This is a genomic window from Flavobacterium erigeronis (assembly GCF_054075165.1).
In genome coordinates this window covers 97,041-123,593 of sequence record NZ_JBSKGP010000010.1, presented here as the reverse complement: position 1 = coordinate 123,593, position 26,553 = coordinate 97,041, and the positions used below count along the sequence as shown (strand labels likewise).

Here is a 26,553-nt window from a genome sequence, read left to right as displayed (position 1 = left end):
TATGGAGCAACATTATATTAATCAAACGTTCCTAACGGAACGTATAACCACAATTCCAAATTGTTCTACCAATGAAACATTCCTACGGAATGTATTTCTGAGAAAAAAATAGTTTCAGCCGGACTAACGTAATTGTTTGTTAGTTATGTTTTCTGATGCTTGTATAATAGAACTGCTTTTCTTTTCTAAAAATTTTAAGAAAAGTAGTATCTTGCCGTACTAATCAAAGTATCAGATTTTAAATTATGGATAGTCCGGTTGAAATTCCTTTTAAAAGCTTTATTCAGCTTAAACCAGAAGAAAGCACTGCAATATATCTGCAGTTGGTTTTTGAGTTTATCAAAGCCATACAAACGGGCTTTCTTCCTGAAGGCACCAAACTTCCCGGCACACGAATTTTATGCAAAGTCCTTTCTGTAAACCGAAATACTTTAATCAAAGCTTTTCAAGATTTAGAATCTCAGGGCTGGATTGAAACTCTTCCGAATAAGGGAACTTTTGTCCTTTCGCAGCAAAAACAAAAAAACGCAGCAGAATTTACGATTTCGAAAGAGCAAAATATATCCAAAGATAATATCGGTTTTAGTTTTCAGCGTTCGACCATTCTAGAAAATCCGATAGAAATTAGCAATCTTCCGTATCAATTTAATGACGGAATGCCCGATTTAAGATTGGTGCAAACGGATGTTTTGGCAAGATTGTATGTTTCGAAATTAAAAAGAAGAAAAACGTCTAAAACCTACGAACAGATAGAAATGCGTTCGCATTCGAATTTTAAAACTCACTTTTCCAATTATCTCAATCTTACCCGCGGTATTCGTATTTCGACTTCAAATCTGCTTACCGCAAGCAGTCACGAAATTGCTTTGTATCTGGTTACCAAAGTCCTTATTGCCCCAAATGATAAAGTGGTTGTTGCTTCTCCAGGCTATTATATGTCTAATATGACGCTGACGAATACAGGAGCACAGATTATTTCTATTCCTGTAAATGATGACGGAATCGACACGAAACGTTTGAAAGAAATCTGCGAAACATCAAAAATTCGGGTTTTGTATTTAACTTCCAATTATCATTATCCGACGACTATTTCGCTTAGCGCGAAAAAAAGAATCGAAGTTCTTGAATTGGCCAATCAATACGGTTTTGTGATTCTGGAAGACGATTACGATTTTGATTTTCATTATGATAACAATCCTGTTTTACCTCTCGCTGCTTTCGATTCCAATCAAAAAGTGGTTTATATTGGTTCTTTCGGAAGATCGCTTCCTTCAGGATTTAGTTATGGTTTTGTTGCCGCTCCAGCGGAATTTATAAAAGAACTTGAAAAACATCAAAATATTCTTGAACCGAGAATCGATGTGCTCAAAGAACAAGTTTTAACGGAATGGATTACGGAAGGAGAAGTGCACCGCCTTTCTAAAAAAAATAAAAAAATCTACAAAGAACGCCGTGATCATTTTGTTGCTCTTTTAAATGAAAAATTAAATGGCAAAATCAAATTTAAGGTTCCGCAGCGAGGTTTGGCTATTTGGGTCGAATGGCTGGATCATTTTAATCTGATACAATTTCAGAAGGAATGTTCTAATCATGGTTTGTTTCTGCCAAAAACTATTTTGTATCAAACTAAAAATCTTACTGCGACCCGCTTGGGATTTGGACATTTGGAAAAAGAAGAAATGGAAAAAGCGGTGGCTATTTTGGATGAATGTTTGGAGATTGTTTTAGCGAAATGATTCTTATTTTTTAAACACGGAGCATAGAGGCCAAAATTGAGTACCCAAGGTTAAAACCTTGGGCTATGTTGAATAAATTGTTTATAAAATATTGTAAACAAAATAGGCGCTAAGCTTATTTAAATACAGATAGAAAAACGAAGCAAAATCATCACATTTTTACAGCTTGAATATAAAAACATAGCCCAAGGTTTCAACCTTGGGTACGCAATGTGGTTTCCTATATGTGTACCCAAGGTTGAAACCTTGGGCTATGGTTGAATAGGATTGTGTTAAAATCATTCTAAGCTATTTTTCAAACCAAAACCCAAAAGAGTCATATTTTACTGATAATTATATAATTACACTTTTTAATCCTATAACAAAAAAAGCCTTTTTGAAAGTAACTTTGAAATAGAGTTTCATTCAAACAAAAAAGGGCTTATGATTTTATATTTACTTATACAGTTAATTCTAGTTGCAATTGGGGCGACATCGGCAATGACTTGGTTTAGTTACGCAGTGTCGAAAAGCTTTAGAGAATTGTATAAAGAGCCTGTTTTATTGAGTTATGCTCTGCAAAAAACAAATATCAGCCTTTCTAAAAAAGCACAAGATACTTGGGCATGGCTGATACATTACATTATTGGTTTTCTATTTGTTATGGGATATCACATAGTATGGGTAAAGGACATATTGCCAATTTCGCCACTAAGTGCACTTATTTTAGGTGCTGTCAGTGGTGTAATTGGAATACTCAGCTGGATAGTTATATTCAAAATGACCGATCATCAACCCCCCATTGATTTTAAAGGTTATTATATTCAGCTGTTCTTTGCCCATATTATTTTTGGTGTTGTCGCAACGGCTCTATACGCTATTCCGCTAATCTTTTAATACTCACAAAAGCTTATGTCACTGTCTAAATACAACGAGAAAAGAGATTTTAAACAAACGCGCGAACCGAAAGGAAAAATCGAAAAATCGGCAAGCGAATTGATTTTCGTGGTGCAGAAACATGCTGCGTCTCATCTTCATTATGATTTTAGACTGGAAATGGATGGGGTTCTAAAAAGCTGGGCTGTACCAAAAGGTCCGTCAATGGATCCAGAAGTAAAACGCCTAGCCATGATGGTCGAAGATCACCCTTATAGCTATAAAGATTTTGAAGGTACAATTCCAGAGGGCAATTACGGCGCAGGAAATGTGATTGTTTGGGATAACGGAACGTATACTTCTGATGAAAAAACAGCTTCAGACGAAAAACAATTATTAAGTGATTTGGCAAAAGGCCGTTTGAGTTTTATTCTAAAAGGCAAAAAACTAAAAGGCGAATTTTCGTTAGTCAAACTTCATGGAAAACAGGAAAACGCCTGGCTTTTAATTAAGAAAGATGATAAATATGCTTCTGATACTGATATTTTAGAAAAAAACAAATCGGTTATTTCTAAAAGAAGTTTGGAACAATTGGAGAAAAATGCTGAAAAAGTGGCTTCAAAAACCAAAGAAAAAACCACGCCGAAAACAGCTCAAAAGAAAGCAGTAAAAAAAAAGTCTGATCCAGAAACTGAAAAAGCAACATTCCTAAAACCGATGCTTGCCAGCGTTCGCGAAGAACCTTTTGATGATGATGAATGGATTTTTGAAAATAAATACGATGGTTACAGAACCATTGCTGTTATTAATGAACAGAAAGTAGATTTATTCAGCAGAAATGAAATTTCTTTTAATACTAATTTCAAACCTATTGCCGAAGAGCTAAAAAAAATAGATCATAATGTGGTTCTGGATGGCGAAATTGTGGTCGAAAATGAGGCTGGAAAAGCAGAATTTCAACTGCTTCAAAACTACATGAAAACTGGAATTGGCAATCTGAAATATTATGTTTTTGATTTATTGAATCTAGATGGAAATCTCATTACCGAATTATCGCTTTTGGAACGAAAAGAATTGCTTAAAATTCTCTTTAATAAATATTCCTTTTCGAATGTTTTCTATTCGGAACATACAGTCGGCGACGGAATTAAACAATTTGAAAAAGCAGCTAAAAATAAAACCGAAGGCATAATTGCCAAAAGAGCCGACAGTAACTACACCGTAAATCGAAGAAGTAACAATTGGCTGAAAATAAAAACAGCAAACGAAGAAGAAGCCATTATCATTGGCATTACCGAACCTAAAAATTCGAGAAAATATTTTGGCGCGATTCTTCTTGGACAATATGATGGCAAAAAACTGCAATATATTGGCAAATGTGGCACCGGCTTTACAGAAAACACACTGAAAGATTTACACGCCAAATTGAAACCTCTTTTTATTGATGCATCTCCGCTTGACGCGAAAATTCCGATACGTGACAAAATTCAGTGGGTAAAACCAAAAGTCGTCTGTCAAGTTAAATTTTCAGAATGGACACAGGATCAGCATTTGCGACATCCCGTTTATCTCGGAATACGAGTAGACAAAAAAGCAGAAGAAGTGCTTTTGTCTTTTAAAAATGAAACTACAGCAAAACTAAACCAAGAAGAAATGACAGTTACAAAAGAAAATAAAGCCCCGATTAAAACAGAAAATGATTTCGATTTGAAAGTCGGAAAAACGGTTTTACATCTTACCAATCAGAATAAAGTTTATTTTCCGAAAGATAAAATCACAAAAGGCGAAATTGTTCAATATTATGACGAAGTTGCAGAACTCATTCTTCCATATTTAAAAGACCGTCCGGAATCGATGAATCGTTTCCCCAACGGAATTGACGGACCAAGTTTTTATCAGAAAGATGTTGATGTCGATAAAATTCCGAAATGGTTGAAAACCAAAAAAATCTTCTCAGAATCAAACAATGCCGATATCGATTATCTGATTTGCAACAATAAAGAAACATTGCTTTATATGGCTAATTTAGGCTGTATCGAAATAAATCCGTGGAATTCTACCATTAAACATATTCAGAATCCAGATTGGCTCGTAATTGATTTAGATCCTGCAAAAGATGATTTTAAACAAGTTGTTCAAACCGCGTTGGTCGTAAAAGAAGTTTTAGACGAATTGGAAACCGAATGTTTGTGCAAAACTTCGGGCGCTTCTGGACTTCATATCTACATTCCGCTTGGGGCACAATACGATTACGATTCTATAAAAATCTTAGGTGAATTGATTGCAAAAGAAGTGCAATCGAGACTTCCGGATATTACTTCGGTAGATCGAAGCATCAAAAAAAGAAACAATAAATTGTACATTGACTTTTTGCAAAACAGAAGGGGACAAACTTTGGCGGCGCCTTATTCTGTTCGCCCAAAACCAGGCGCTACAGTTTCAACGCCTTTAGAGTGGAGCGAAGTCAATGAAAAACTGCATCCGTCACAATTTACTATTAAAAATGTTTTGCAGCGATTTGAGAAAAAAGGCGATTTATGGAAACCTGTTTTATCCAAAGGCGCCAATATTAAAAAGATTATTCATAAACTAGAAGCAAGCCAGAACAGTTAAGACGATTTTTTCTTTTTGGTCTCTAAACTTGCTTTTAGCATCGACATTAAATCGTCGCTTTGTTTGTGTACGACTTTTAGTTTTGGAGCTGCCTTTTGCGGTTTTCCTTTGGCTTTCTTTTTAATGATATCTAAAAGCTTAGCGGTATATTCGTCTTTATAACCCGAAATATCAAATTTCTCTGTCAGTTGGTCGATTAGTTTTTCGGCCATATCCATTTCTTTTGTTGCCTTTTTAGACATTGGCGGAAGCTTTAATTCATCTGTACTTCGAATTTCTTGTTCAAATCGAATTCGATTTAAAACAATCACATTTTTGTATGGTTTTAAAATCGCCAAACTTTCTTTGTTTCGCAGTACAAATTTCGTAACGCCAACTTTTCCAGAAGCTTCGAGCGCATCGCGGAGCAATCCGTACGCATTCATCGCGCCTTTGTCTGGTTCGAGATAATACGGCTGTTCGTAGTAAATACTTTGGATTTCTTTTTCGAAAGCAAAACTTTCAATATCAATTGTTTTGGTTTTAATCGCGTCGGCAGCTTCAAAATCAGAATCTTCTAAAATGACATATTTATCATCTAGTTTGTATCCTTTTACTATATTTCCAAAATCAACCTCTTTACCCGTGTCTTCATTAACACGCTTAAACTTGATGTTGGCATGATCTTTCGCGTCAAGCATATCCATATCCAAACTGCTTTCCTGCACTGCCGAAAACATTTTTATCGGAATATTAATTAATCCAAAACTTACCGAACCTGTCCAAATTGATCTCATGGCTTTTGTTTTTAAATTGAACTCTAATTTAGTCCATATAAAAAACGTAAGTCTTACAAAATCAAAGATTTGTTTTATAAAGTTATGAGGAAAAAGAGTTATGAATTATGAGTTGTGAGTTATGAATTATGACCCTACAAAAACTTGAAACTTGAAACTTGAAACCTCCAAATCTTAAAACCTCTGTCCCTCTGTCCCTTTGTCTCTCTGCCCCTTAAAAAACTAATAATAAATACTCAAAATTATTTTTGATTTGGAGCTGTCAATAATCTTTTCTAATTTTTTGAAAAAAGCTTCGCTAACCATCGGACAGCCTTGACTATTGTAGATATAATAATCCTGTTCCTCATTTGGCACCGCTGAATAAGGATGCAAGACAATTGCCCTTTTTTCGGCGTTGCTATTGGTATCATGCAAACCTTGCAATTTATAGGCTTTACCAAACATTCCGCGATACGATTTTCCAATCGCATAACACCCTAACGAAGTGCATTTAGAATTGGGTTCATTGCTGAATTTTAGATCTCCTCTTACATTGGTTTCAGATCCAGAGCCATTGGCAACCAGACCTTCTTCAAGAATTTTATTATTTTCGAGATCGTAAACAAAAAATCTGTTTTTGCCAGATTTAATCTTCATATCGATTAAAAAAGCAATTTTTGTATTGTAGGTATTATTTTTCGAAATTGTGTTTTTTACTTCTTGAAGCTGAACATAAAGACGTTCCATATCAGGACTTATTGGTTCTCCTGAAACTCTACTTTCATTCAGATTTCCAAAGAAAATAAAATAAGAGTAAGCAATCAGACTTAGAATTTTCATTGTAATTGTTCTTAGAAATTAACAGTACAAAATTACTTGCCGTTCTAAAAAACAAATACCTACAAAAGACTGAAAAACAACATAATACGATTTATTTTATAAAAAAAACAGATGATAAAATCATCTGTCTTTTTATGTTTCAAGTTTGAGGTTTCAAGTGAAACTCATAACTCATAACTCATAATTCATAATTCATAACTCAAATTACCAGCCTCTTACCGCTCCGCCTTTAAATTGTTCTTGAGCTACTTTTTCTACTTCTGGAGATTGAAAAGCCTGTAAAAACTGTTTTACTTTTTCTTCGTTTTTATTGTCTTCACGGCTCACCACCAAATTCACATAAGGCGATTCTTTATCTTCAATAAACAAAGCATCACGAGACGGAACTAATCCTGCAGCAGAAGCAAACGTATTGTTGATGATGGCGATAGAAACGTTTTCATCATCTAAAGCGCGAGGCAATTGAGGCGCTTCTAATTCTAAAATCTTTAAGTTTTTAGGATTCCCAACAATATCGGTCACTTTTGGCAATAAACCAACGCCGTCTTTCAATTTCAATAATCCGTTTTTCTGTAAAAGCAATAAAGAACGTCCACCGTTTGTTGGATCATTCGGAATAATAATGGTGCTTTCGTTTTTCAATTCAGAAAGGCTTTTTATTTTTTTTGAATATCCTGCAATTGGATACACAAATGTATTTCCGATAATGGCCAGTTTGTAACCTCTTTGTTTAGACTGCTCATCCAAATACGGTTTGTGCTGAAATGCATTGGCATCAATATCACCTTGACTTAAAGCTTCATTCGGAATTACATAATCGTTGAAAGAAACCAGCTCTACTTCCAATCCGAATTTTTCTTTGGCTACTTTTTTAGCCGCTTCAGCTACTTTTAGTTCTGGTCCAGAAGCCACTCCCACTTTAATAAAATGAGGATCGTTATTTTTTTTATTTCCGCAATTTGATAAAACAAGTGCTAAAGCAACTACTCCAGCTGTTTTTAAAAAATTTGTTTTCGTAATCATATTTTCAATTTTTAATTATTTATGTGTGTGTTTTTACCGCAAAGTTCGCAAAGGTTTTTCGCAAAAGGTTAACAAGATTTCATTGTTGAACACAATTTAAGTTCGCAAAGCTTTGCGAACTTTGCCTTTCTGTAAAACCTATCATATTCTAAAAAAAAACTTTGCGCACTTTGCGGTAAAATTTAATCTTTATTGTTACCTATGGTCAAATCGTTTTGATAATCTGTCTCCTGCAAACTGAATTATGAATACTAAAATGACCAATAAAGCCAGAACAGAATTCATCGTTACCGCATCATAACCAATATAGCCATACTGATAACCAACTTGTCCTAATCCGCCAGCGCCAACTGCTCCACCCATTGCCGAATATCCGACAAGCGTGATTAAAGTAATCGAAGCCGCATTGATTAAAGATGGCAATGCTTCTGGCAATAATACTTTGTACACAATTTGAAAAGGTGTTGCGCCTAATGCTCTTGCCGCTTCGATCAATCCTGACGGAAGGCTTAGCAAGCTATTTTCTACCAAACGTGCAATAAAAGGCGCTGCACCAATACTTAACGGAACCAAAGCGGCACTTACTCCAATTGAAGTTCCCACAATGGCACGCGTAAAGGGAATCATCCAAACGATTAAAATAATGAATGGAATAGAACGAAAAACATTTACTATAACAGATAATGTTCTGTTTAAAACTGGCTGCTCTAAAATCTGGTTTTTACGGGTTAGGAAAAGCAAGATTCCTGTTGGAAGTCCTAATAAAAAACCGAAAAAGCCCGATACAAAAGTCATAACAATGGTTTCCCATGTTCCTTTTAGCAATAAATCTATAATAGAATCAGACATAACCTAAAATTTCTGTTTTAATGTGTTTGGAATTAAAATATTGAATCGCCGCATCGTAATTTTCGCGTTTTCCTGAAAGTTCAATCAGCATGACACCAAAATTAACTTCGCCAGCCTGATCCATTTGCGCGCTTACGATTTTGAAATCGGTATCAAAAATTCTTGACACTTCTGAGATCACAGGTTCGTTAACCGATTTTCCTGTCATTTCCAATTTCAATAACGGATTTAAACTTCCGTTATCCTGCTTTTGCAATTTATCCTGATAAACTTCTGGAATATCAATATGAAGAGACGAAGCGATAAACTCTTTTGTCAATTCGTGTTTCGGGTCTGCAAAAATTTCGCCTACACTTCCCTGCTCTATCAATTTTCCGTGACTGATAACCGCCACTTCATCACAAATTGATTTTACCACTTCCATTTGGTGTGTAATCAACAGAACCGTAATATTCAGACGTTTGTTAATGTCTTTCAATAAATTTAAAATTGATCTTGTTGTCGCAGGATCTAATGCGCTTGTCGCTTCATCAGACAAAAGCACTTTCGGATTATTGGCTAAAGTTCTCGCAATCGCAACTCTTTGTTTCTGCCCGCCCGAAAGACTTGCTGGATAATCGTTTGCTTTTTCGGCCAAACCAACCAATTGCAACAATTCTAAAACACGCGTTTTGATTTCGTTTTTAGGAGTTCCTGCCAATTCTAGCGGAAAAGCCACATTATCGAAAACAGTTCGTGAAGAAAGCAAATTAAAATGCTGAAAAATCATTCCGATTTGTCTTCTTTCTATTGCCAATTCTGCATTTGATAATTGCATTAGCGCTTTACCATCCACTATAATTTCACCAGAAGTTGGCCTTTCTAATAAATTGACACAGCGAATCAGCGTACTTTTTCCCGCTCCTGAAGTTCCAATTACACCAAAAATTTTCCCTTCAGGAACTCTAAGCGAGACATCAGACAAAGCCGAAACGATTTTGTCTTTCTGATGGAAAGTTTTGGTTACATTTTTTAATTCAATCATTTTTTGAGTTTTAAAAACAAAAAAGCCTTTCATATATAAGTTGAAAGGCTTTCGAAATAAATTTTATTATTTTATATATAAGCCAGATCAATAAATACCATAACAGCAACACAGCACATCATACTGTGGCGATAATAATTATTCATTTTCTGGTTCTGTTTCTTCATAGCGAGTGCAAATTTAAACAGTTATTTTCAATTTTAAGGCATAAATTGTTAAAACTTTTATTTCCCTATCAATTTAGTAGGTTATTTTAAAAGGAAATTCCAATATTAAAAATTCCAAATCCCAATTGACGGAATTTAATTTTTAATTATAACCAACGTATTATTTATTTTCATTAGGACCTCGAAGAGGTCAAATATTTATAAAGACTCAAAAGCTGTTATGTGCGACCCCGAAGGGGTCGTATAATCGTAACCTAAATAAAATTTCTATAAACATACAATCCCGTTGGGATTTGTCACATCTTGAAAACAATTAAAATAAAAAAATTCCAAATTCCAATTGGAAGGTTGGAATTTGGAATTTCAAAATTGGAATTTAAAATTTTAATTATTTTGTTCTGCAATTACAGATTTATTCAGTTTGATTACTCTGATTTTTTTATTGGTATTATCAGACAAGAAAATGCGGTCGTCCAGCTGAGCTGTTCCTACAATGGTTCCGAATGCATTTTTTCCTAAAATATCAGAAACGCTTAAAGCTGCTTTGTAATTCATTTTAACGAAACCTGCTTTTGGATATAGTTTTAAATAAGACGCGCTTCCAATATTTTCTGAAGTTACAGCCCAATCTTTACTGAAAGAAACCGCAATTGGCTTGATATCTACAAATTGTACTTTTTGCGGTTCAATAGGTGTTGTCAGAGAAGCTGCAGCATTTGCTTTAATATTTGCAACACTGTAATATAAATAGCTTTTTGCATCTCTTCCTGCCACAACCAGATTTCCATCAGAAACATCCATAGAATATACTTCTGTGTATCCGTTTAAGGTATTCAGTTTGGCAATAGGCTGTAAATTCCAATCGCTTGTTTCGGTAATTTGAGAAGCTTCAAAAACTTTGATGCTTTTTTCTTTTTCCTTTACGAATATCAATCCGTCTTTTGCCACAACGCCAAAAACGTGTACAAAAGTCTGCCACCATTGTCCGTTTCCAACCGTGCTGATTCCGGCAGTAGTAGCTTCATCAAAAACAAACAATCTCGATTCTGTACTTCCAACATAAATACGGCCGTTATCAACGCTAACCGATGTTAAACTCGTCAGCGCAATGGTTGTGGTTCCTTTTTTATATTCTTTTATGGTTTTAATGTGTTGCAATGTTAGAGCATTAAAAATCTCCAAAACATTTCCGTTGATCACATACAGTTTTTCATTGGCAATAGCGATGCCTTTTGGGTCAAATGCTTCTGTACTTCCTGGAATATTTTCGTTTGTAATCGACGCTTCATCAGTCGGATAATAATAGGTGTAATCTTTAGAGGCAACATCATCTTTACTGCAATTGGTAAACAAACAAAGTGCTAAAATTAGGGGCAGAATATGTTTCATGTGTGAGGTATATTTTAGTTCCATTTTCCTTCGCCTTTATATTTCAGCAAAAATGGATTTTTAGGATCGATTTTAAATACTGGTTTTTTATAACTTCCTTTTACGTAAGCTGTTTTTGAATACGTTTTTAAAACCTCTGGATCTGTAAACGGAAGATCATTCAAATGAATCAGGTATTTATAAAAATGAGTCAGCATTTCCTGCTGTCCTCCGCCCTCTCCGCTATTTGCAAGATTGCTGCTATGGCTAAAACCAATATGATGAGAATATTCGTGAGACCAAACCGACATTTCTCCTACCCAATGTCCGGTTACATAACCCGATTCCCATTGCGATGCCAGATTTCCTCCGCCCCAAGCAGAATCTCCTCCTACCATAGCCATCCAAACGGGTCTTTTATCCAAGTAATTCCAATATATTTTTTCGATTTCTTCTTTCGAATAATAGTCGTAAACGCCATCAACATCGTCAGCATTCCCGTGCCAGTTTAAGGCCCCGTTTATTGCAGTTCCTGCTGTTGTTGCTTGCTCTTGTTTGTATTTATCGAAATTGGTAAAAGTGCTGTAATACAAAGGATGGCTCAGTGCATACGAATAATTGATAATCATCGTAATCGCTTCTTTTGCCAATGCCGGATTCATTGGAAGAAATTTACCCAATTCGTTAATGTGGTAACCGTCATGAAACTGAACTAAATGGTTCGATTTTATTTTTTTGAATTTTTGGAATAAAGGATCTTCCGATTCTACTGAAAACTCAATTGCTCCAGACGAAAATCCTTCTATTTTATCAATAGTCACGGTATTTCCTGTTTCTAACAAATAATCGTTTGTCTTGTCTGTCAAAGGAATTTTATGAAACGAACGATGAAATGCGGGAACTTTTGAAAAGCTAAAAAGCAAAAACTTCTTGTCGTAATTAGGCAGTTTTGCATAGACTTTTACATCTGTCAATCCAACTGGAGAATACAGGGAAACTTGTACAGAATCTTTTCCTTTTTGGATAACCTGAAAGGGTTCGTTTACTCGAAACCAGCGGTCTGTTTTATCATACATTTTTGAAGGACTTTCGTCATCTTCAAATAGGATCATCGGTTTATTTTCTGTGGGTAAAGCTGAGGCGTCAATGCTTGGTAGGTAATTTGGCTTGTAGTTTTCGCCATCGTCACTGCAGCCAAAAATAATACTTGCCAATAGGGCAAGTACAAAAAAGTGAGTGTTTTTTCTCATCAGTAAGTAAGTAGGTTTGGGGTTAAATATTCCTGCAAAACTATAAATATGCTTGGTATAAACAAGCTTCTTGCAAGAAAAATACGAATATAAAATATACTAACCGTAAGTTTATACCAATACCTACTATACTTAAAAGTTATATTTTAGAATTCTATTGGCTCAAGTCCAAAGTTTTGATTGCTGATAAATCAGAATTGAACTGGACAAAACTCGCAGGAAATCCTAACTTGATTTTTCCTACTTTATCTTGCAGGCCAATTGCTGCAGCGACTCTTATGGTTGCCATTTTTATGGCTTCATCTGCCGAAATGTTCAGATTATTAAAGGCATTTTGCACGGCTTCTGTCATCGAGATTGAGGCTCCAGCTAGATTTCCGTCTTCATTTCTATAGAAACCGTCTACCAAATGAGCATCAAAATTATCCCATTTAAAATTGGAAACTTTTCGACCTAAAAATGTCGCGTCACTAATTAAGAAAAATTTATCCTGTTTTAATTTATACGCAATTTTAGCGGCCGCATAATCGCAATGCACGCCGTCTAAAATAACTGGAGCATATACTTCTTCATTTTCAAAAACAGCTCCGACCAAACCTGGCTCGCGATGTCCGAACTGCGTCATAGCATTAAAGAGATGCGTTACGAGGTTTATTCCTTTCGAAAAATAAAATTGTGCTTCTTTGTGTGTTATGGTCGAATGTCCGATAGAGATTGTTATACCGCTTTCGATTAGCATATTCAATTGTTCTTCTGTAAAACATTCTGGAGCAATTGTAATGACTTTTATAACGTCTTTTCCTTTGCTAATAATTTCTTGAAGTTCTTCGTTGGTGGGTTTTCGAACTTGATCGATACTGTGCGCGCCACGTCTTTGCGGATTTAAAAATGGGCCTTCTAAATGCATTCCGATTACGCCATTTTTATGTTTTTTCATATAATCGCGAACGGCTTCAATTCCTTGCAGAATGGTTTCTCGCGAAGAAGAAATTAAACAGGGTAAAACATGTGTTGTGCCGTATTTCATGCTGGCTTCATAAATATCCTGAATGGTTTCTTCGTTTGGAGTCTGGCTGAAATAATACTTTTCTCCGCCATTTATCTGAATATCTATAAATCCTGCGGCAAGGTGATTTCCCTTTAAGTCGATTGTTTGAATATCGTTTGGAACTTCTGTCTGTACCGAAATAATAGTTCCGTTTTCTACAATTACAACTCCGTTTTCTATTATTTCGTCACCTGTATGCACAACAGCATTGACAATTGCTTGTTTCATGTTTTGGATTAATTTCTTTTTTCCAAATTTAAAAAGAAGTTTGGATTATTCTCTAAATAAAAAAGCTTCAGAAAGAGATCTGAAGCTTTTTTGAATTTAAATTCTGAAAATTAATATAATGAAAGCTATTATATGCAGGGAAGCAATGTGTTTTCATTTGCAAATCTGGAACACAATGCGGATATTCTTTACGTTCCCACGGTTGAAACCGTGGGCTATGTTGAATTAGATTATCAAGATTTTTAATCTGGATTGGCCAATATTTTATACAATTCGGCATTCGAAAGATAAAATTGGTTTTCTAAACTTATTTGCGAAAGCTTTGCACTTACCAAATTATTTTCTCTCGAATTGATTAAGAAAATCGAACTTTCGCCAAAAGAAAATAATTTTTCTTCTGAATTCAGCATCGTCATATAATCGTTTACCAGATTATCGATTACGATTTTTTGTTTTCTTAAAGAAGCAATTTCGGTCTGCTGTGCTTTGATTTTATTTTTAAGCTCCAATCGCTGCTGTCCAATATCGTACTGCATATCCTGAATTTTCAGTTTTGCCATTTTTAAACTTCCGCGTTCTTTTCTTAAGAAAATCGGAAAACTAAAATCGATATTAAACTTATAATCATCAGCGTTGAAATTATTCCAATAATTCGGTTCTGAAATATAATTGTAACCGACATTTATTTTTGGAAGCAATGAATTGGCTTTCAACTGTCGATTGACTTCCAAAATATCCATTTTAGTTTCTAAAGACTGAATTTTTGGGTGCGAATCTAACGACTCCACATCGACCATCATAGCATCCGTTCTTAAGGTTTCCTCAATTGTCTGTATTAGATTTTGTTCTGGTTTTACCACATCTCCCAATTCAACTGGAACATTTTCAATCCATAAAAAATTAGCCAGTTTTAGTTTTGCTTTCGCTAATTTAAGATTTCCGTTTTCAACATTCAGCTCTCTATTTCGCACTGTAATTTTAGCTTCAACGCTATCAATTGCCGGTGCATCTCCCGCAGCGATTAGTTTTTTAACTCCTTGAAAACGAGTGCTGGCAAAACCTAAATAGTTTTTGTACAATTCGGCTTCGTTATAGCTTTTTCTCCATTCAAAATACGCTTCACTAGCCTGATATAAAACTTCGATGGCTCTTAGTTTTCGCTGGGCGTCGCTTAATTTTACCTGAAGTTTACCTTCTCTTACATCGGCCATTCTTTGGTTAATAAACATTCCCTGCCCCAAAGCAACGTTAATTCCAAGCGAAGTTAAACCGGCTTCTGGAGTTTTATTTTGCGGATTGTAATATTCGCCGCTTGTATCGTCAAAACCTGCTTTAATCTCTACTCCATACCAAGTCGGAATTTTGAAACTGCTGTTTAATAACGAATAGTATTCTGTGCCTTTAAATTCTTTCTTATTGTAATCTACTTCCAATTTTGGATCAAATCCGCCTCGCGCCGTCATCAATTTTGCCTGCGCATTCGACACTTCAAGATTGGCTTGTTTTACCAATGGGTGGTATTTTTTTACATAACCCAAGAACTCGATATAAGTAAGTTCCTCTTGATTAAAGTTCTGACTCTGCAGCGTAGAAAAACAAAATACCAGTAAGAAAGAAAACAGTTTTACAAGATTTCTCATTTTACTTTTTCTCCTTTCCTTTTTCTTCTTTTTCGCCTGAATTATAATAGTTTGGCGGGAAACCATTCAAGTTTCGCCAAATCTCATACCAAACCGAAACCGTTTCAAGCAAAGCAATACTTTGCGCTCCGGCACCGATGCTTAACTCTTTAGGCCAATGGCGGTCTACTCCGTCTGGAGCTACTAATATTCTGTATTTTCCGTTCGGGCTTATAAAGTTTTCAATAGCAACGACTTTTCCTCCGTAAGTTCCGTAAGACAATCCTGGCCATCCCGAAAATACGATTCTTGGCCATCCGTCAAACCAAACACGAACTTTTGCACCGCGGTGAACCAACGGTAAATCGATCGGATCAACGTACGTTTCTACCGCAATATCGTATTTAGAAGGCATAATGCTTACCACAGAAGTTCCTTCTTTAATAGTTTCTCCAAGACCCGCCAATAAAGCACGGTTTACATAACCGCTTTGAGGTGCTGTAATGTAGTACAAACCATTTCTAAGTCTATAATTGGTGTACTGGTTTTCTAGTTTATTTACCTGAGCTTCTGTGTCGTACTGCGTGCTTAAAGCGGTAAATTTGTCGCTTCTCGATTTTGAAATTTTTTCAGCATATTCTGCCGTAATTCTATTGATTTCTACTTTCGCATTAATCAATTCGTTTTTGCTGCTTAGCAATTTATTTTCTTGCGTAATTACATAAGCTTCAGATTCTTGCAATTTTAATCTTTTTTGCTCGACATCTGTCAAAGGTTTTAAACCTTCTTTGTTTAAAGCAGTCGAACGATCAAATTGCGTTTTTGCAATTCGAAGCTGTGTTTTAACTGCCACAAGATCCATACTGTCACTTTTTATTTTTAGCAATGACTGGCGAATTTTGTTCTGCGCTTGCTGTAATTTCAATTGTCTTTCTGTGTTTAGCGACTGTGCCTGCACATCAAGAGAATTTACTTTATCGCCATACGATTCTACAGCCATTTTTTTGGCATCTACTTGTTGTTTGGTATTGCCAACCAGATTCGGATCCAAGTAATCTTCTTTGATCTCCGAAATAAAAAGTATCGTATCTCCTTTTTTTACATAATCTCCTTCTTTTACAAACCATTTTTCAATACGTCCCGCAATAGCGTTGTGAACTGTTTGCGGTCTTTGATCTGGTTTTAAAGTTGTTACAGAACCGCTTCCTGAAATATTCTGCGTCCAAGGCAAGAAAAGGCAGCATACTAGAAAAATCAAAAATCCGATAATGACTTTGTTCAAAATTCTGTAATGCGGTCTGCGGGCAACGCTTGTAATCGATTTGTATTTGCCCGGCGTTATAAGTACGTTATTATCTTTAGATATGTTGAGCATGATTAAAGCTTTATGTCGTTAATAATTTTTCCGTCATCAATCGTAATCATACGAGTGCATTTGCTTTTCCAAACATCATTTTTAGAAGTTACAATAACAGTCCAGTCATTTTCTTCAGAAAGTAAAAAATCAACTATTTTACTCGAAGTTATGTCGTCCATTTTATCTACTGGATCTTCTAAGAATAAGATATTCGGTCTCCCCACAATACTTCTGGCCAAAAGAATTTTTTGAACATCAGAAGCAGAAAGTTCACGACCTCCGGGATGAATTTGATTCTCCAACCCGTTTTCGAAAGTTTTAATGTACGGTGTAAGACCAACATTGTCTAAAGCCCATTTTAAATCATCGCTATTTAGTTTTTCGTTTCCAAAAACAATATTTTCGCGAATCGTTCCTGCAAAAAGCGTGTCTCCCTGCAAGTAGGTTCCTGCCTGCGCTCTATAAGTATCTTCGTTAAGACGATTCATATAATTGTCTGTCACATACATAGCACCGCTTTCTGGTTCTAAAACGCCCGAAAGCAATCGCAGTAAAGTACTTTTTCCTGCACCGTTTGTTCCGGTAAGAATAATTTTTTCTCCTTGAGAGATTTTTAAATTGATATTCTTAAGCGATTTTTTATTGTGTTGCGGATAATTGTAATTAATGCTTTCGGTTTCGATATTGATTCCTTTTTCTGTTTTGTCTGAAGTTTGCGGAATGCACGAAATCTCCATATCTGTCACCTGACCGATTTTTTCAACAGAAGTCAAAACGTCGTAGAAAGACTCCAAACCGAAGATAATTTTTTCTACCGAATTGATTAATAATACAATTACGATCTCAGCTGCTACGAACTGCCCTATGTTCATTTGGTGGTGAATTACCAGAAAACCACCGATCGATAATAAGGCAGCAGTAACAATTACCTTAAAAATAGTAAGCTGAATGTATTGTTTTTTCATTACCTGAAAGTGTTTTTCACGGTAATTGACGTAGTTGGTTACATAGCCGTCATTTCGTTCCAGAGCATATTCAAAAGCTCCTTTTCTGCGGAAACTTTCTCTGTTTCTGGCAATTTCCTGAAGCCAAGCTGCAACTTTATATTTAAATTTTGATTCGTTCAAACTGGTTTCCAGTCCGTCTTTATAAGAAAATTTAAAAATGACATATAAAATCACAATAAAAAGAAGTCCGATTACCATAAAGAAAGAATGGTAGAGAACTAATAAAATAATCCCCAGACCGACCTGAAGAAATGCTGTACAGAAATCTAACAACAATTTAGCTGTACCTTTCTGCACCATCAGCGTATCGAAAAAACGATTGGCTTTTTCTGGAGCATACTCAGAATACATTTCTTTAAATTTAATTAAAGGCATTCTGTAAGCAAATTCGAAAGAAGAACGAACGAAAATTCGCTGCTGCAGATTCTCTACAATACGCAGCTGTAAAATGTTAAGGACTCCTCCAAAACCAACTCCAATTGTTACCAGAATCACTAGAACGATCCACGAAACGCTCAGCTGTCCGCTTTGAATAAAATTAATAATGGCTTGGATTCCCAAAGGCAGAGAAAGATTTACTAACCCTGCAAATGCAGCATAGAAGATAATTTGATATACATCGCGCTTATCGAGCTGCAATAAGTTATAAAAACGTTTAAATGGTGTCATGAAATGTAAGTATAAATACAAGATTATTACATAGAATAAATATACGGCAAAAACCGCACTTATAGATTAAGATTTTGATCCTAATCCTTAAAAAACAAGTATTTATGAATTCAGCCGAGGAGGCGGTATGTCTATTTTACCATGAAAACCAAAGGAGAAGATTGTATTATCAATATATTTTTTGCCTTCAGATTCAATTCGAAAACCCATATTAGGCATCAATGATTCTGATGAAATCAAATATTCCATTAAGGGAATTCCTTTTGCTAATTTGGCTGTTTTAGTATCTTTTGTTTTATAGTCATCCAGTTCTTCTGGAATTCCGTCGCATTTGAAGATTTTTTTCAAGAAATTACACGTAATCCCTTTTACGGTGTAGGTTTCAGCATTATCGGTCAAGATGCGGCTCACGCTATTAGAAATGTTCAAACTGCTAATTAGAAAATAGCCGACAAGCAACGCCTGAAGGCATTTACATAAAAAGCTATTTTTAATTTTATTCAACATTTCTAAAATAAATATTTTATTCTACTGCTAAATTTTACTTCTTAGTTGGCAAAAAACTATCTTTTTTCATCTAAAAACCCAATGATTTAGCGGTGTTATTCTAATTTTTGTGAGCGCGCAATTTAGACCCATATTTTTTGCCGTACATTAAAATAACATTAGAATTTCGCTTATTTAGAAACTTTAAAAATTAATTAACAAGTGATTCTTACAGAGCTATCGGAATTATGTAAAGACAGATCAGAATTCTATAATTCTTACAGCGATATCCGTTCTACTTTTGGGTATCGAAAATTTGACTTAGTTCTATAAAAAAAATATAATGTTACCCGTTACAGAAATTAGATTTAACCATTTAATACACAATCAAAAGATGATCTACGCAAAAAATGATTTGACCCGATTTTTAGATGCACAGAACAAACTTTATTTAACTGCTTTTTCTGAAATCAAAAAAGGTAAAAAAGAAACGCATTGGATGTGGTTTATTTTTCCGCAGATTAAAGGTTTAGGAAAAAGTACTCTTTCTGATTATTATGGTATAGCCGATTTGAAAGAAGCAACGGAATATTTGAAACACCCCATTTTGGCAAAACATTTAATCGAGATTTCAAAATTACTTTTGACTTACAAGAAAAAATCTGCTGAAGGCATTTTGGGCGAACTTGGAGCTAGAAAACTACACTCGTCTATGAGTCTTTTTGTTCAGGTAGAAAATGCAGATCCTGTATTTCAACAAGTTCTGGATACCTTTTTTTATGGACATTTAGATCCATTGACTTTAAATTTTGCAACCAACGAAATGTTCCTAGCGGAACAATAAATATCAAATAATCATTCCGTAGGAATGTTTGGTTGGTAAAAACAATAATAACCCCGCAGTCACGTTCCGTAGGAACGTTTGATATACCCAATTTAAAAAATGATGCAAAAAAAATGTAACGTTCCTACAGAACGTTGAATAATTATTGCTACCGATGAAATGTTCCTAGCGGAACATAAAAAAATCTGTGAAAATCTTTTAATCTGTGGCCAAAAAACTACCGACGAAATGTTCCTAGCGGAACATTTAAGCATTTTCTAGGAATGTCTGTTGGTAAACTAGTGTTCTGCCAAACACTGTACTTTCTTAATATTCTTAGGACAAAAAAGGGAATAGTTTTCGAGCTATTCCCTTTTTGATTAACAACATAATTATAAATAAAGTACAAATCCTGAACTTTAGCTTTTCTCAAATTTTGAAACTCCTTTTTTGAGCCAATTCAAATAATCTTCGACATCTGGATTATAGGCCGACGTTTCGTTAAGCGCTTCTCCGTTATGATTAACTAAAACATAAAACGGCTGTGCATTGGTTTTATAAGTAAGCGTTTGAAATTCGCTCCATTTCTGTCCAATATATTTCAATTTTTTTCCTGTTATCTGAGACGTAATTTGCTCATTCGGATGCAATTCTCTTTTATCGTCTACATACAGCGAAATTAAAACTAAATCGCCTTTTAAGATTTTTTGCACCTTTTCGTCAGACCAAACGTTGTCTTCCATTTTACGGCAGTTTACGCACGCATGACCCGTAAAATCGATCATAACTGGTTTTCCGATTTTCTTGGCATATTGCATTCCTAAATCATAATCGGTAAAAGCCATAATATTGTGCGGACCAAGTTCTGCACCTTCTGGCAGGTTTTGCGTTATTTCTTTTGAAGAAGAATTATTGAGACCATTTGGAATTTCGCTGTAATGCATTGGTGGCGGAAAACCGCTGATCATTTTAAGAGGCGCACCCCAAATTCCGGGAATCAGATAAATCGTAAAAGCCAAAACTAAAACGCCCAATCCTAATCTTGGAACACTTAAATTCGAAATCGGACTATCATGCGGTAATTGGATTTTTCCAAACAAATAAAAAGTCAATGTTCCAAAAATGGCAATCCAAATTGCTAAGAATGTTTCTCTTTCGAACCAGTGTAATTGCAGCACCAAATCGGCATTAGACAGAAATTTAAAAGCCAGAGCCATTTCTAAAAATCCTAAACATACTTTAACCGAATTGAGCCAGCCACCCGATTTTGGCAATGAATTCAACCAACCCGGAAACGCAGCAAATAAAGTAAACGGCAAAGCCAAAGCCAGAGAAAAACCAAACATTCCGACAAACGGTGCGATTCCGCCGCGAGAAGCCGCTTCGACTAATAATGTACCAACAATTGGTCCCGTACAAGAAAACGAAACAATCGCCAATGCCAATGCCATAAACAATATTCCGACGATTCCGCCTTTGTCTGCTTGCGAATCGACTTTGTTGGCCCACGCATTTGGAAGCATAATTTCGAATGCTCCTAAAAACGAAAAAGCAAAAACCATTAAAAGGACAAAAAAGATCAAATTAAACCAAACGTTTGTCGAAAGCGCATTGAGAGAATCTGCTCCAAAAGCCCAAGTTACAACCGCTCCCAAAAAGATATAAATGGCAATAATTGCGATTCCGTAAAAAACGGCTTTTCTAATTCCCTGTGATTTTGTTTTGCTTTGCTTGGTAAAAAAACTCACCGTCATTGGGATCATTGGGAAAACACAAGGCGTTAGTAAAGCCGCAAATCCAGAGAAAAATGATAATAAAAAAATCGTCCACAAACTTTTGGATTCGGTTTCAGATTTTGCTTTTTTTAGTTCTTTTTTTGGCGTTTTTACCGCTTCTACAGGAACAATTGCTGCTTTTTGCGGTTTTGTTTCGATAATAGCAGAATCTATTTCAACCGTTTTATTTTCTTCTTTTACAGCAGTTTCAATTAAAGTTTTCGCTTTCGCGGAAGGGCTAATCATAAACTCCAATTCGTCTGAACTTGGCGGAAGACAGTTTTCGTCATTACAAACCATAAATTCAACTTCAGCATTGATTTTGAACGGTTTTGATGAAAGTATTTTTATACGCTGTCTAAAAGTGGTTTCTTTCTCAAAAAACTTAATCTGCATTTTGAAAACAGGATCATTGATCGTTTTTCCTTTTTCTTCTTTTACAGCATCTGTTAACTGAAAATCGGCACTTTTGATAAAATTAAAATGAGTAGGAATCGGACCTCCGTCTGAAACTTCCTGACTGTATAAATGCCAGCCCGATTCTATAATGGCTTTTGCCTGCAATTCGTATTCAGTATCAGAAATTTTCTCGACACTGGTTTTCCATTTTATGGGATTATAGATCTGAGCCTTTACGAATATGGAAAACAGCAGGAAAAAGCCCAGTAAAAAAATATTTTTTTTCATGGGAAAATTTTTAAAAAAGAGGGTTGAATAGCAAAAAACAACCCTCTAAGTAATCCGCTATACAAACTAAATTGCTTACTAATTCAAAATTTTATTTGATAGGGAAACACAAATTAAACTCTAATAAAAAGGGGTCAGATTATTTTAGTGGTTTGAAAACTATTTCATAAGAATCTGCTTTTTCAAATAATGAAATGGCGAATTCCTGAATATCTTTCGCAGAAATGCTTTTTACAATATCCTCAAAATTTTTAGGATCATTCATGTTATAGCCTTCTTCAAAATAATTAGAAAGTACGCTCATGCTATAACTATTGAAGTTTTTGCTGTCTTCTCTTGATTTCAAATAATTGGTTCTGGTTTTTTCGATATCTTCTGCAGCGATTTCTCCTTTTTTGATTTTATCAATTTCCTGATACACAATTGGTAGTAAATGCTCCACTTTATCAGCATCACAATCAAAGGTAATTTCTACTCGTGCTTTTGAAACAGGATCTTTATCCAATCCTCCTTTAACGTGCGCACCATAAGTTCCTCCTTCTTTTTCGCGAAGACTTTCTGTATAACGCAACGTTAGAATGTCGCCTAGATAAGAATTTAAAATTCTATTTTTTTGTGAGTAAGCATAGTCTTTTAAGAAAACAATATTAACCGAACTTTTAGGCGTTTCCATTTTAATAAAAACATCTCGGTCAATTTTTGTTGATATCCATTTTGGATAATCTTTACTAAAGGTTTCTTTTCGCTTAACACCTTTTATACTCGCAATATATTTTTCTAATAATGGTTTTAAAACTTCTGGCGTAACATCTCCAACAATATAAAATTCAAAGTTGGATACATCTGCAAAACGATCGGTGTAAATCGCTTTCATTTTTTCAAAAGATAAATCATCAATATACTTTTGATTCAGCTGACGGATTTTAGGATTGTTTTTTCCGTAAACAATATTAGACATACTGTCTTGCATCTTGGCATTGATATCATTTTCTCTATTTTTCAAAGAATTTTGAAGTCTTTGCTTTAAAAGATCGTACATCTGAACATCAAATCTTGGCTGTACAAAACGTAAATGCACCAATTCCATCATGGTTTCAATATCTTTTACGTTGGCAGAACCAGTTACCTGCTCTGTTAAAGAATTGATGGTAACATAAGAATTTGCAATTTTTCCTTTTAAAACCTTTTCCAAATCAACATTAGAAAGTTCGCCAACTCCAGACATCATTGCCAAACTGGTAGAACGATATACTGAAGGCAAATCTTCTGTTTTATACAAAGACATTCCTCCAAAACTTTCGGCTTCTAGATTTACCTGTTTCTTATTTTTATCAGCAAATTTATAATGCACTTTTACGCCATTGCTAAGTACAAAAGTTGTGGCATCGATAGTAGTTTCTTTTTTCTCAGACACAATTTTTCCTGGAACAATTTTTAGATTTCCTAAAAGTGTTTTTCCTTCAAAAGTATCGACATAAGGCTGTAGCGAAGCATCGTTTTCTGCTTTCTGAATAATAGCAAAAGCTTTTTCCTGAGTTAAATTTGCCTCTCCTTCAACTCCAGTAACAGCAACAACTCGGTTTTGAGAAGTGTATAATTTGCTGATTTGTTCCTGAAGAATTTTAGAATCCAAGTTTTTCAAAATGCTTTTTGTCATTTCAAATTCTGCCTTAGGATCAGCAATTACTTCGTGGTTCAAATAATCGTCTTTTACCATTCCGATTACTTGTTTGTGCGAAATCTCGTTTAGTTTGTCTAAGTAGTTTTCGTATCCTGAAATAGTTTCTGTAACGGCGCGTTCGATTTCTCCTTTAGAAAAACCAAATTTATACGCTCTCACCCATTCGTTCACTACCATTGCAAAAGCTTCGGCCTGTTTTTCTGGTTTTGGCGAAACGCTTAAAATCCAGATATCATTTAATCGAGAATAATTTTGATAGCCAATTTGAGCACTTTTAAAAGGGCATTCTTGTTTCTGTGCCATTTCTGCCAAACGATTATTCAGAATCGAAAACGCAATACTTCTTTGCGTCGATTTTTCTAATTCGGCGTAGTTATTTGTTGGTTTTTCAGCCGCATGGCGAATCATAAAACTAATTCCAGAAGCCGAAATTTCTTTGTCCAAAGCCAATTTAAAAGTTGGTTCTGCTCGATCTGGAATCGCAATTTCAAAACGTTTTTTCGGGTTTTGAGGCGTCGGAATATCAGCAAAAAGTTTCTTGATTTTTGCTTCAATTTCGTCTGCATTAATATCTCCAACAATGGCGATTGCCTGCAAATCTGGACGATACCAATCTTTATAAAAATCTTTTAAAACCTGATATTTAAAGTTTTTTACAATATCCATATCACCAATCGGCATACGGTCTGCGTAAAGCGAATTGTTGTAATAATAAGGCGCCAACTGATTGTAAATTCTCGCACGGGCATTTTGTCTCGTACGCCATTCTTCAGTAATTACACCGCGCTCGGCATCGATTTCTGCATCTGTAAGCGATAAGAAATTAGACCAATCGTGCAGAACCAATAAACAAGTATCTACTACTCCACCATCTTTTGACGGAATATTGTCTAAGTTGTAAACCGTTTCGTCTGTACTCGTATAGGCATTGATGTTTTTCCCGAAAACGGCTCCTTGTTTCTGAAGCGTATTCAAAATGCCTTTTCCTTCAAAATGTTTGGTTCCGTTAAACGCCATGTGTTCCAGAAAATGCGCCAAACCTTTCTGTTGATCGTTTTCTAAAATCGAACCTACATTCTGAATAATGTAATAACTTGCCGTATTTTTATTGACTTCTGTCGGATAAATATAATACGTCATTCCGTTTGGCAGAACTCCTTTTTTTATTTTCTGATTGACCGCAATTGGATCAGTCGATTTAAAATTTTGCGCTTTCGCGGAAGAAAAAACTCCCGCGATAAACAGTAAAATGAATATTTTTTTGCTGCACCACATAAAATATATTTTTTTAGCTTTTCAATAATTTGTCCAGCTGCACTCTCAATTCCGGATTTGAAGGGCGAAGTGCATCGGCATTAATAATATTTCCTTTTGTATCAAACAATAAAAATCTCGGAATCGCATTGACATCGTAGTTTTTAGCCACATCAGAACCAAAATCTTTATCTGCCATTAACTGAATTCCTTTTAACTCTTGTTTGGTTACAAAATCTTTCCATTTTTGAGCATCTTTTGCTTTATCTAACGAAAGACTCACAAAAACAATATTTTTTCCGTGATAATCTTCTTCGATTTTTTTCATGTGCGGAATTTCAGCCTTACATGGTCCGCACCAAGTTGCCCATAAATCGATGTATACAAATTTACCTTTGAAATCTGAAAAAGAAACTGGTTTGTCATTTATATCTTTATAGGTAAAATCTAAACCTTTTTGTCCGACATTTTTGTGCAATACTTTTTCATATTCTAGTAAAAATGCTTTACTCGCCTCAGAAATCATAAATGGTTTGATGCTTGGGGCAATTTTTTCGTATTCTTCTATTTTCATTCTAGAAGTTGCCACTGCATCACGAAGATAAACATCTTTTAACGCTGGATCTGTAATATGATTTAATGATTCTACCATATCTAAACGCTTTGCAGGCGCAGTGCTGTTCATACTAATGTAGAAAAAGTAATTTGACATTAAAGAAACGCCATTTTGCAGTTTTAATAAGTCTGGATCTGTAAACTTTTGATCTGTTTCCCAAGTTTTTATAACTGCTGGACGGTCATTTTTATCTGGAAATGCTGTTCTTGGCATTCTGAAAAAAGTATACGTCAATTCTTCAACATCTGTTGCAACAGCTAATTTTAATAATTTATTGAATGCAGCATCTTTCGTTTTAATGGATTTCGAAAATTCTTCGGCTTTTGCCACACCTTTGTCAATAAACGGATAAAACTCTACATAGGTTACATTTTCACCAAGTCTTGAAAACGGTGCAAATTCGTTGTAGATTTCATTTGCTTTTTGAACTAACGCATTTTGCCCTACATTCTTTCCACTTAAAACATAATTTTCTTTATTGATGGAAAGGCTAATGTCTAATTTTGGTTCTAAATACAAACGAATTAATTGATTTCTGCTTTTCATTTGACCATAATCTACGTAATAAAAACCAGCTGCTGAAACTGGCACCATAAAACCAAACTCCCCAGACGTATTGATTTTAGCCGTCGCAGCTACCGCTGGCTTTCCTTCTTCAACATTATAAAGCGTTACTTCTTTCGCTTTAAGATCGGGGATTGAAATTGTTCCTCTAATTACTGCATATTCAGAAAGATTGGCGGCAAAACTCATTTGAACCGTAATAAAGGTCAAAATGAAATGTAAAATGTGTTTTTTCATATTATTTTCTTGTTTTTTG

At 35.1% G+C, this 26,553-nt stretch carries 19 protein-coding genes; 4 read left to right on the top strand and 15 right to left on the bottom strand.

Annotated features, from left to right (window positions below; translation table 11 throughout):
- Positions 1-245 precede the first annotated feature (245 nt).
- From ACWA1F_RS19295 to ligD, 3 genes are all read left to right on the top strand, one after another.
- Entirely contained in the window at positions 246-1,736 is a 1,491-nt protein-coding gene (locus ACWA1F_RS19295; RefSeq protein WP_456896054.1) for an aminotransferase-like domain-containing protein, read from the top strand.
- Between the two features lie 423 nt (positions 1,737-2,159).
- A complete protein-coding gene (locus ACWA1F_RS19290; protein ID WP_456896052.1) occupies positions 2,160-2,612 on the top strand; it encodes a hypothetical protein in 453 nt (150 codons plus the stop codon).
- A 15-nt stretch (positions 2,613-2,627) separates the two neighbouring features.
- Positions 2,628-5,204 (top strand): DNA ligase D, encoded by a 2,577-nt coding sequence (gene ligD, locus ACWA1F_RS19285; RefSeq protein ID WP_456896050.1) that lies wholly within the window; start codon positions 2,628-2,630, stop codon positions 5,202-5,204.
- Here ligD and ku read toward each other — a convergent pair.
- From ku to ACWA1F_RS19225, 12 genes are all read right to left on the bottom strand, one after another.
- The gene (gene ku / locus ACWA1F_RS19280; protein WP_306155953.1) at positions 5,201-5,980 is read right to left on the bottom strand and encodes a non-homologous end joining protein Ku; all 780 of its coding nucleotides are present in this window, start codon (positions 5,978-5,980) and stop codon (positions 5,201-5,203) included. The two genes, ligD and ku, sit on opposite strands and share 4 nt — an antisense overlap.
- Before the next feature lie 222 nt (positions 5,981-6,202).
- A complete protein-coding gene (locus tag ACWA1F_RS19275; RefSeq protein ID WP_456896048.1) occupies positions 6,203-6,802 on the bottom strand; it encodes a murein L,D-transpeptidase catalytic domain-containing protein in 600 nt (199 codons plus the stop codon).
- Positions 6,803-7,006: 204 nt separating this feature from the next.
- Positions 7,007-7,825 (bottom strand): methionine ABC transporter substrate-binding lipoprotein MetQ, encoded by an 819-nt coding sequence (gene metQ / locus ACWA1F_RS19270; protein WP_456896047.1) that lies wholly within the window; start codon positions 7,823-7,825, stop codon positions 7,007-7,009.
- 195 nt (positions 7,826-8,020) lie between these two features.
- Positions 8,021-8,674, bottom strand: coding sequence for a methionine ABC transporter permease MetI (locus tag ACWA1F_RS19265; RefSeq protein ID WP_456896045.1), 654 nt, complete (start codon positions 8,672-8,674; stop codon positions 8,021-8,023).
- Positions 8,667-9,698 (bottom strand): methionine ABC transporter ATP-binding protein MetN, encoded by a 1,032-nt coding sequence (gene metN, locus ACWA1F_RS19260; protein ID WP_456896043.1) that lies wholly within the window; start codon positions 9,696-9,698, stop codon positions 8,667-8,669. The genes ACWA1F_RS19265 and metN overlap by 8 nt, the downstream gene beginning before the upstream one ends.
- Before the next feature lie 551 nt (positions 9,699-10,249).
- Positions 10,250-11,278 carry an NHL repeat-containing protein gene (locus ACWA1F_RS19255; protein ID WP_456896041.1) on the bottom strand — a complete coding sequence of 343 codons (1,029 nt, stop codon included), beginning with the start codon at positions 11,276-11,278 and terminating at the stop codon, positions 10,250-10,252.
- On the bottom strand, positions 11,269-12,483 hold the full coding sequence (locus tag ACWA1F_RS19250; RefSeq protein ID WP_456896039.1) for a hypothetical protein: 1,215 nt from the start codon (positions 12,481-12,483) through the stop codon (positions 11,269-11,271). Before ACWA1F_RS19250 ends, ACWA1F_RS19255 begins: the two co-directional genes overlap by 10 nt.
- A 154-nt stretch (positions 12,484-12,637) precedes the next feature.
- Positions 12,638-13,759: an N-acetylglucosamine-6-phosphate deacetylase gene (gene nagA / locus ACWA1F_RS19245; RefSeq protein ID WP_456896036.1), complete on the bottom strand. Its 1,122-nt coding sequence runs from the start codon at positions 13,757-13,759 to the stop codon at positions 12,638-12,640.
- A gap of 242 nt (positions 13,760-14,001) precedes the next feature.
- Positions 14,002-15,399, bottom strand: a complete 1,398-nt coding sequence (locus ACWA1F_RS19240) for a TolC family protein (protein ID WP_456896034.1) — start codon at positions 15,397-15,399, stop codon at positions 14,002-14,004.
- A 1-nt stretch (position 15,400) separates the two neighbouring features.
- Entirely contained in the window at positions 15,401-16,753 is a 1,353-nt protein-coding gene (locus tag ACWA1F_RS19235) for an HlyD family secretion protein (RefSeq protein WP_306155963.1), read from the bottom strand.
- A 2-nt stretch (positions 16,754-16,755) separates the two neighbouring features.
- Positions 16,756-18,411 (bottom strand): peptidase domain-containing ABC transporter, encoded by a 1,656-nt coding sequence (locus ACWA1F_RS19230; protein ID WP_456896031.1) that lies wholly within the window; start codon positions 18,409-18,411, stop codon positions 16,756-16,758.
- Positions 18,412-18,513: 102 nt separating this feature from the next.
- Positions 18,514-18,918, bottom strand: a complete 405-nt coding sequence (locus ACWA1F_RS19225) for a hypothetical protein (RefSeq protein ID WP_456896029.1) — start codon at positions 18,916-18,918, stop codon at positions 18,514-18,516.
- Positions 18,919-19,291: 373 nt separating this feature from the next.
- Between ACWA1F_RS19225 and ACWA1F_RS19220 the strand changes: the two genes are divergently transcribed.
- Positions 19,292-19,741, top strand: coding sequence for a DUF1810 domain-containing protein (locus ACWA1F_RS19220; RefSeq protein WP_306155966.1), 450 nt, complete (start codon positions 19,292-19,294; stop codon positions 19,739-19,741).
- A 398-nt stretch (positions 19,742-20,139) separates the two neighbouring features.
- Here ACWA1F_RS19220 and ACWA1F_RS19215 read toward each other — a convergent pair whose 3' ends face one another.
- From ACWA1F_RS19215 to ACWA1F_RS19205, 3 genes are all read right to left on the bottom strand, one after another.
- A complete protein-coding gene (locus ACWA1F_RS19215; protein ID WP_456896027.1) occupies positions 20,140-22,182 on the bottom strand; it encodes a protein-disulfide reductase DsbD family protein in 2,043 nt (680 codons plus the stop codon).
- A gap of 139 nt (positions 22,183-22,321) precedes the next feature.
- Complete coding sequence (locus tag ACWA1F_RS19210) at positions 22,322-25,138, bottom strand: M16 family metallopeptidase (RefSeq protein ID WP_456896025.1); 2,817 nt, start codon at positions 25,136-25,138, stop codon at positions 22,322-22,324.
- Between the two features lie 13 nt (positions 25,139-25,151).
- Positions 25,152-26,534 carry a TlpA family protein disulfide reductase gene (locus tag ACWA1F_RS19205; RefSeq protein WP_456896023.1) on the bottom strand — a complete coding sequence of 461 codons (1,383 nt, stop codon included), beginning with the start codon at positions 26,532-26,534 and terminating at the stop codon, positions 25,152-25,154.
- Positions 26,535-26,553 lie beyond the last annotated feature (19 nt).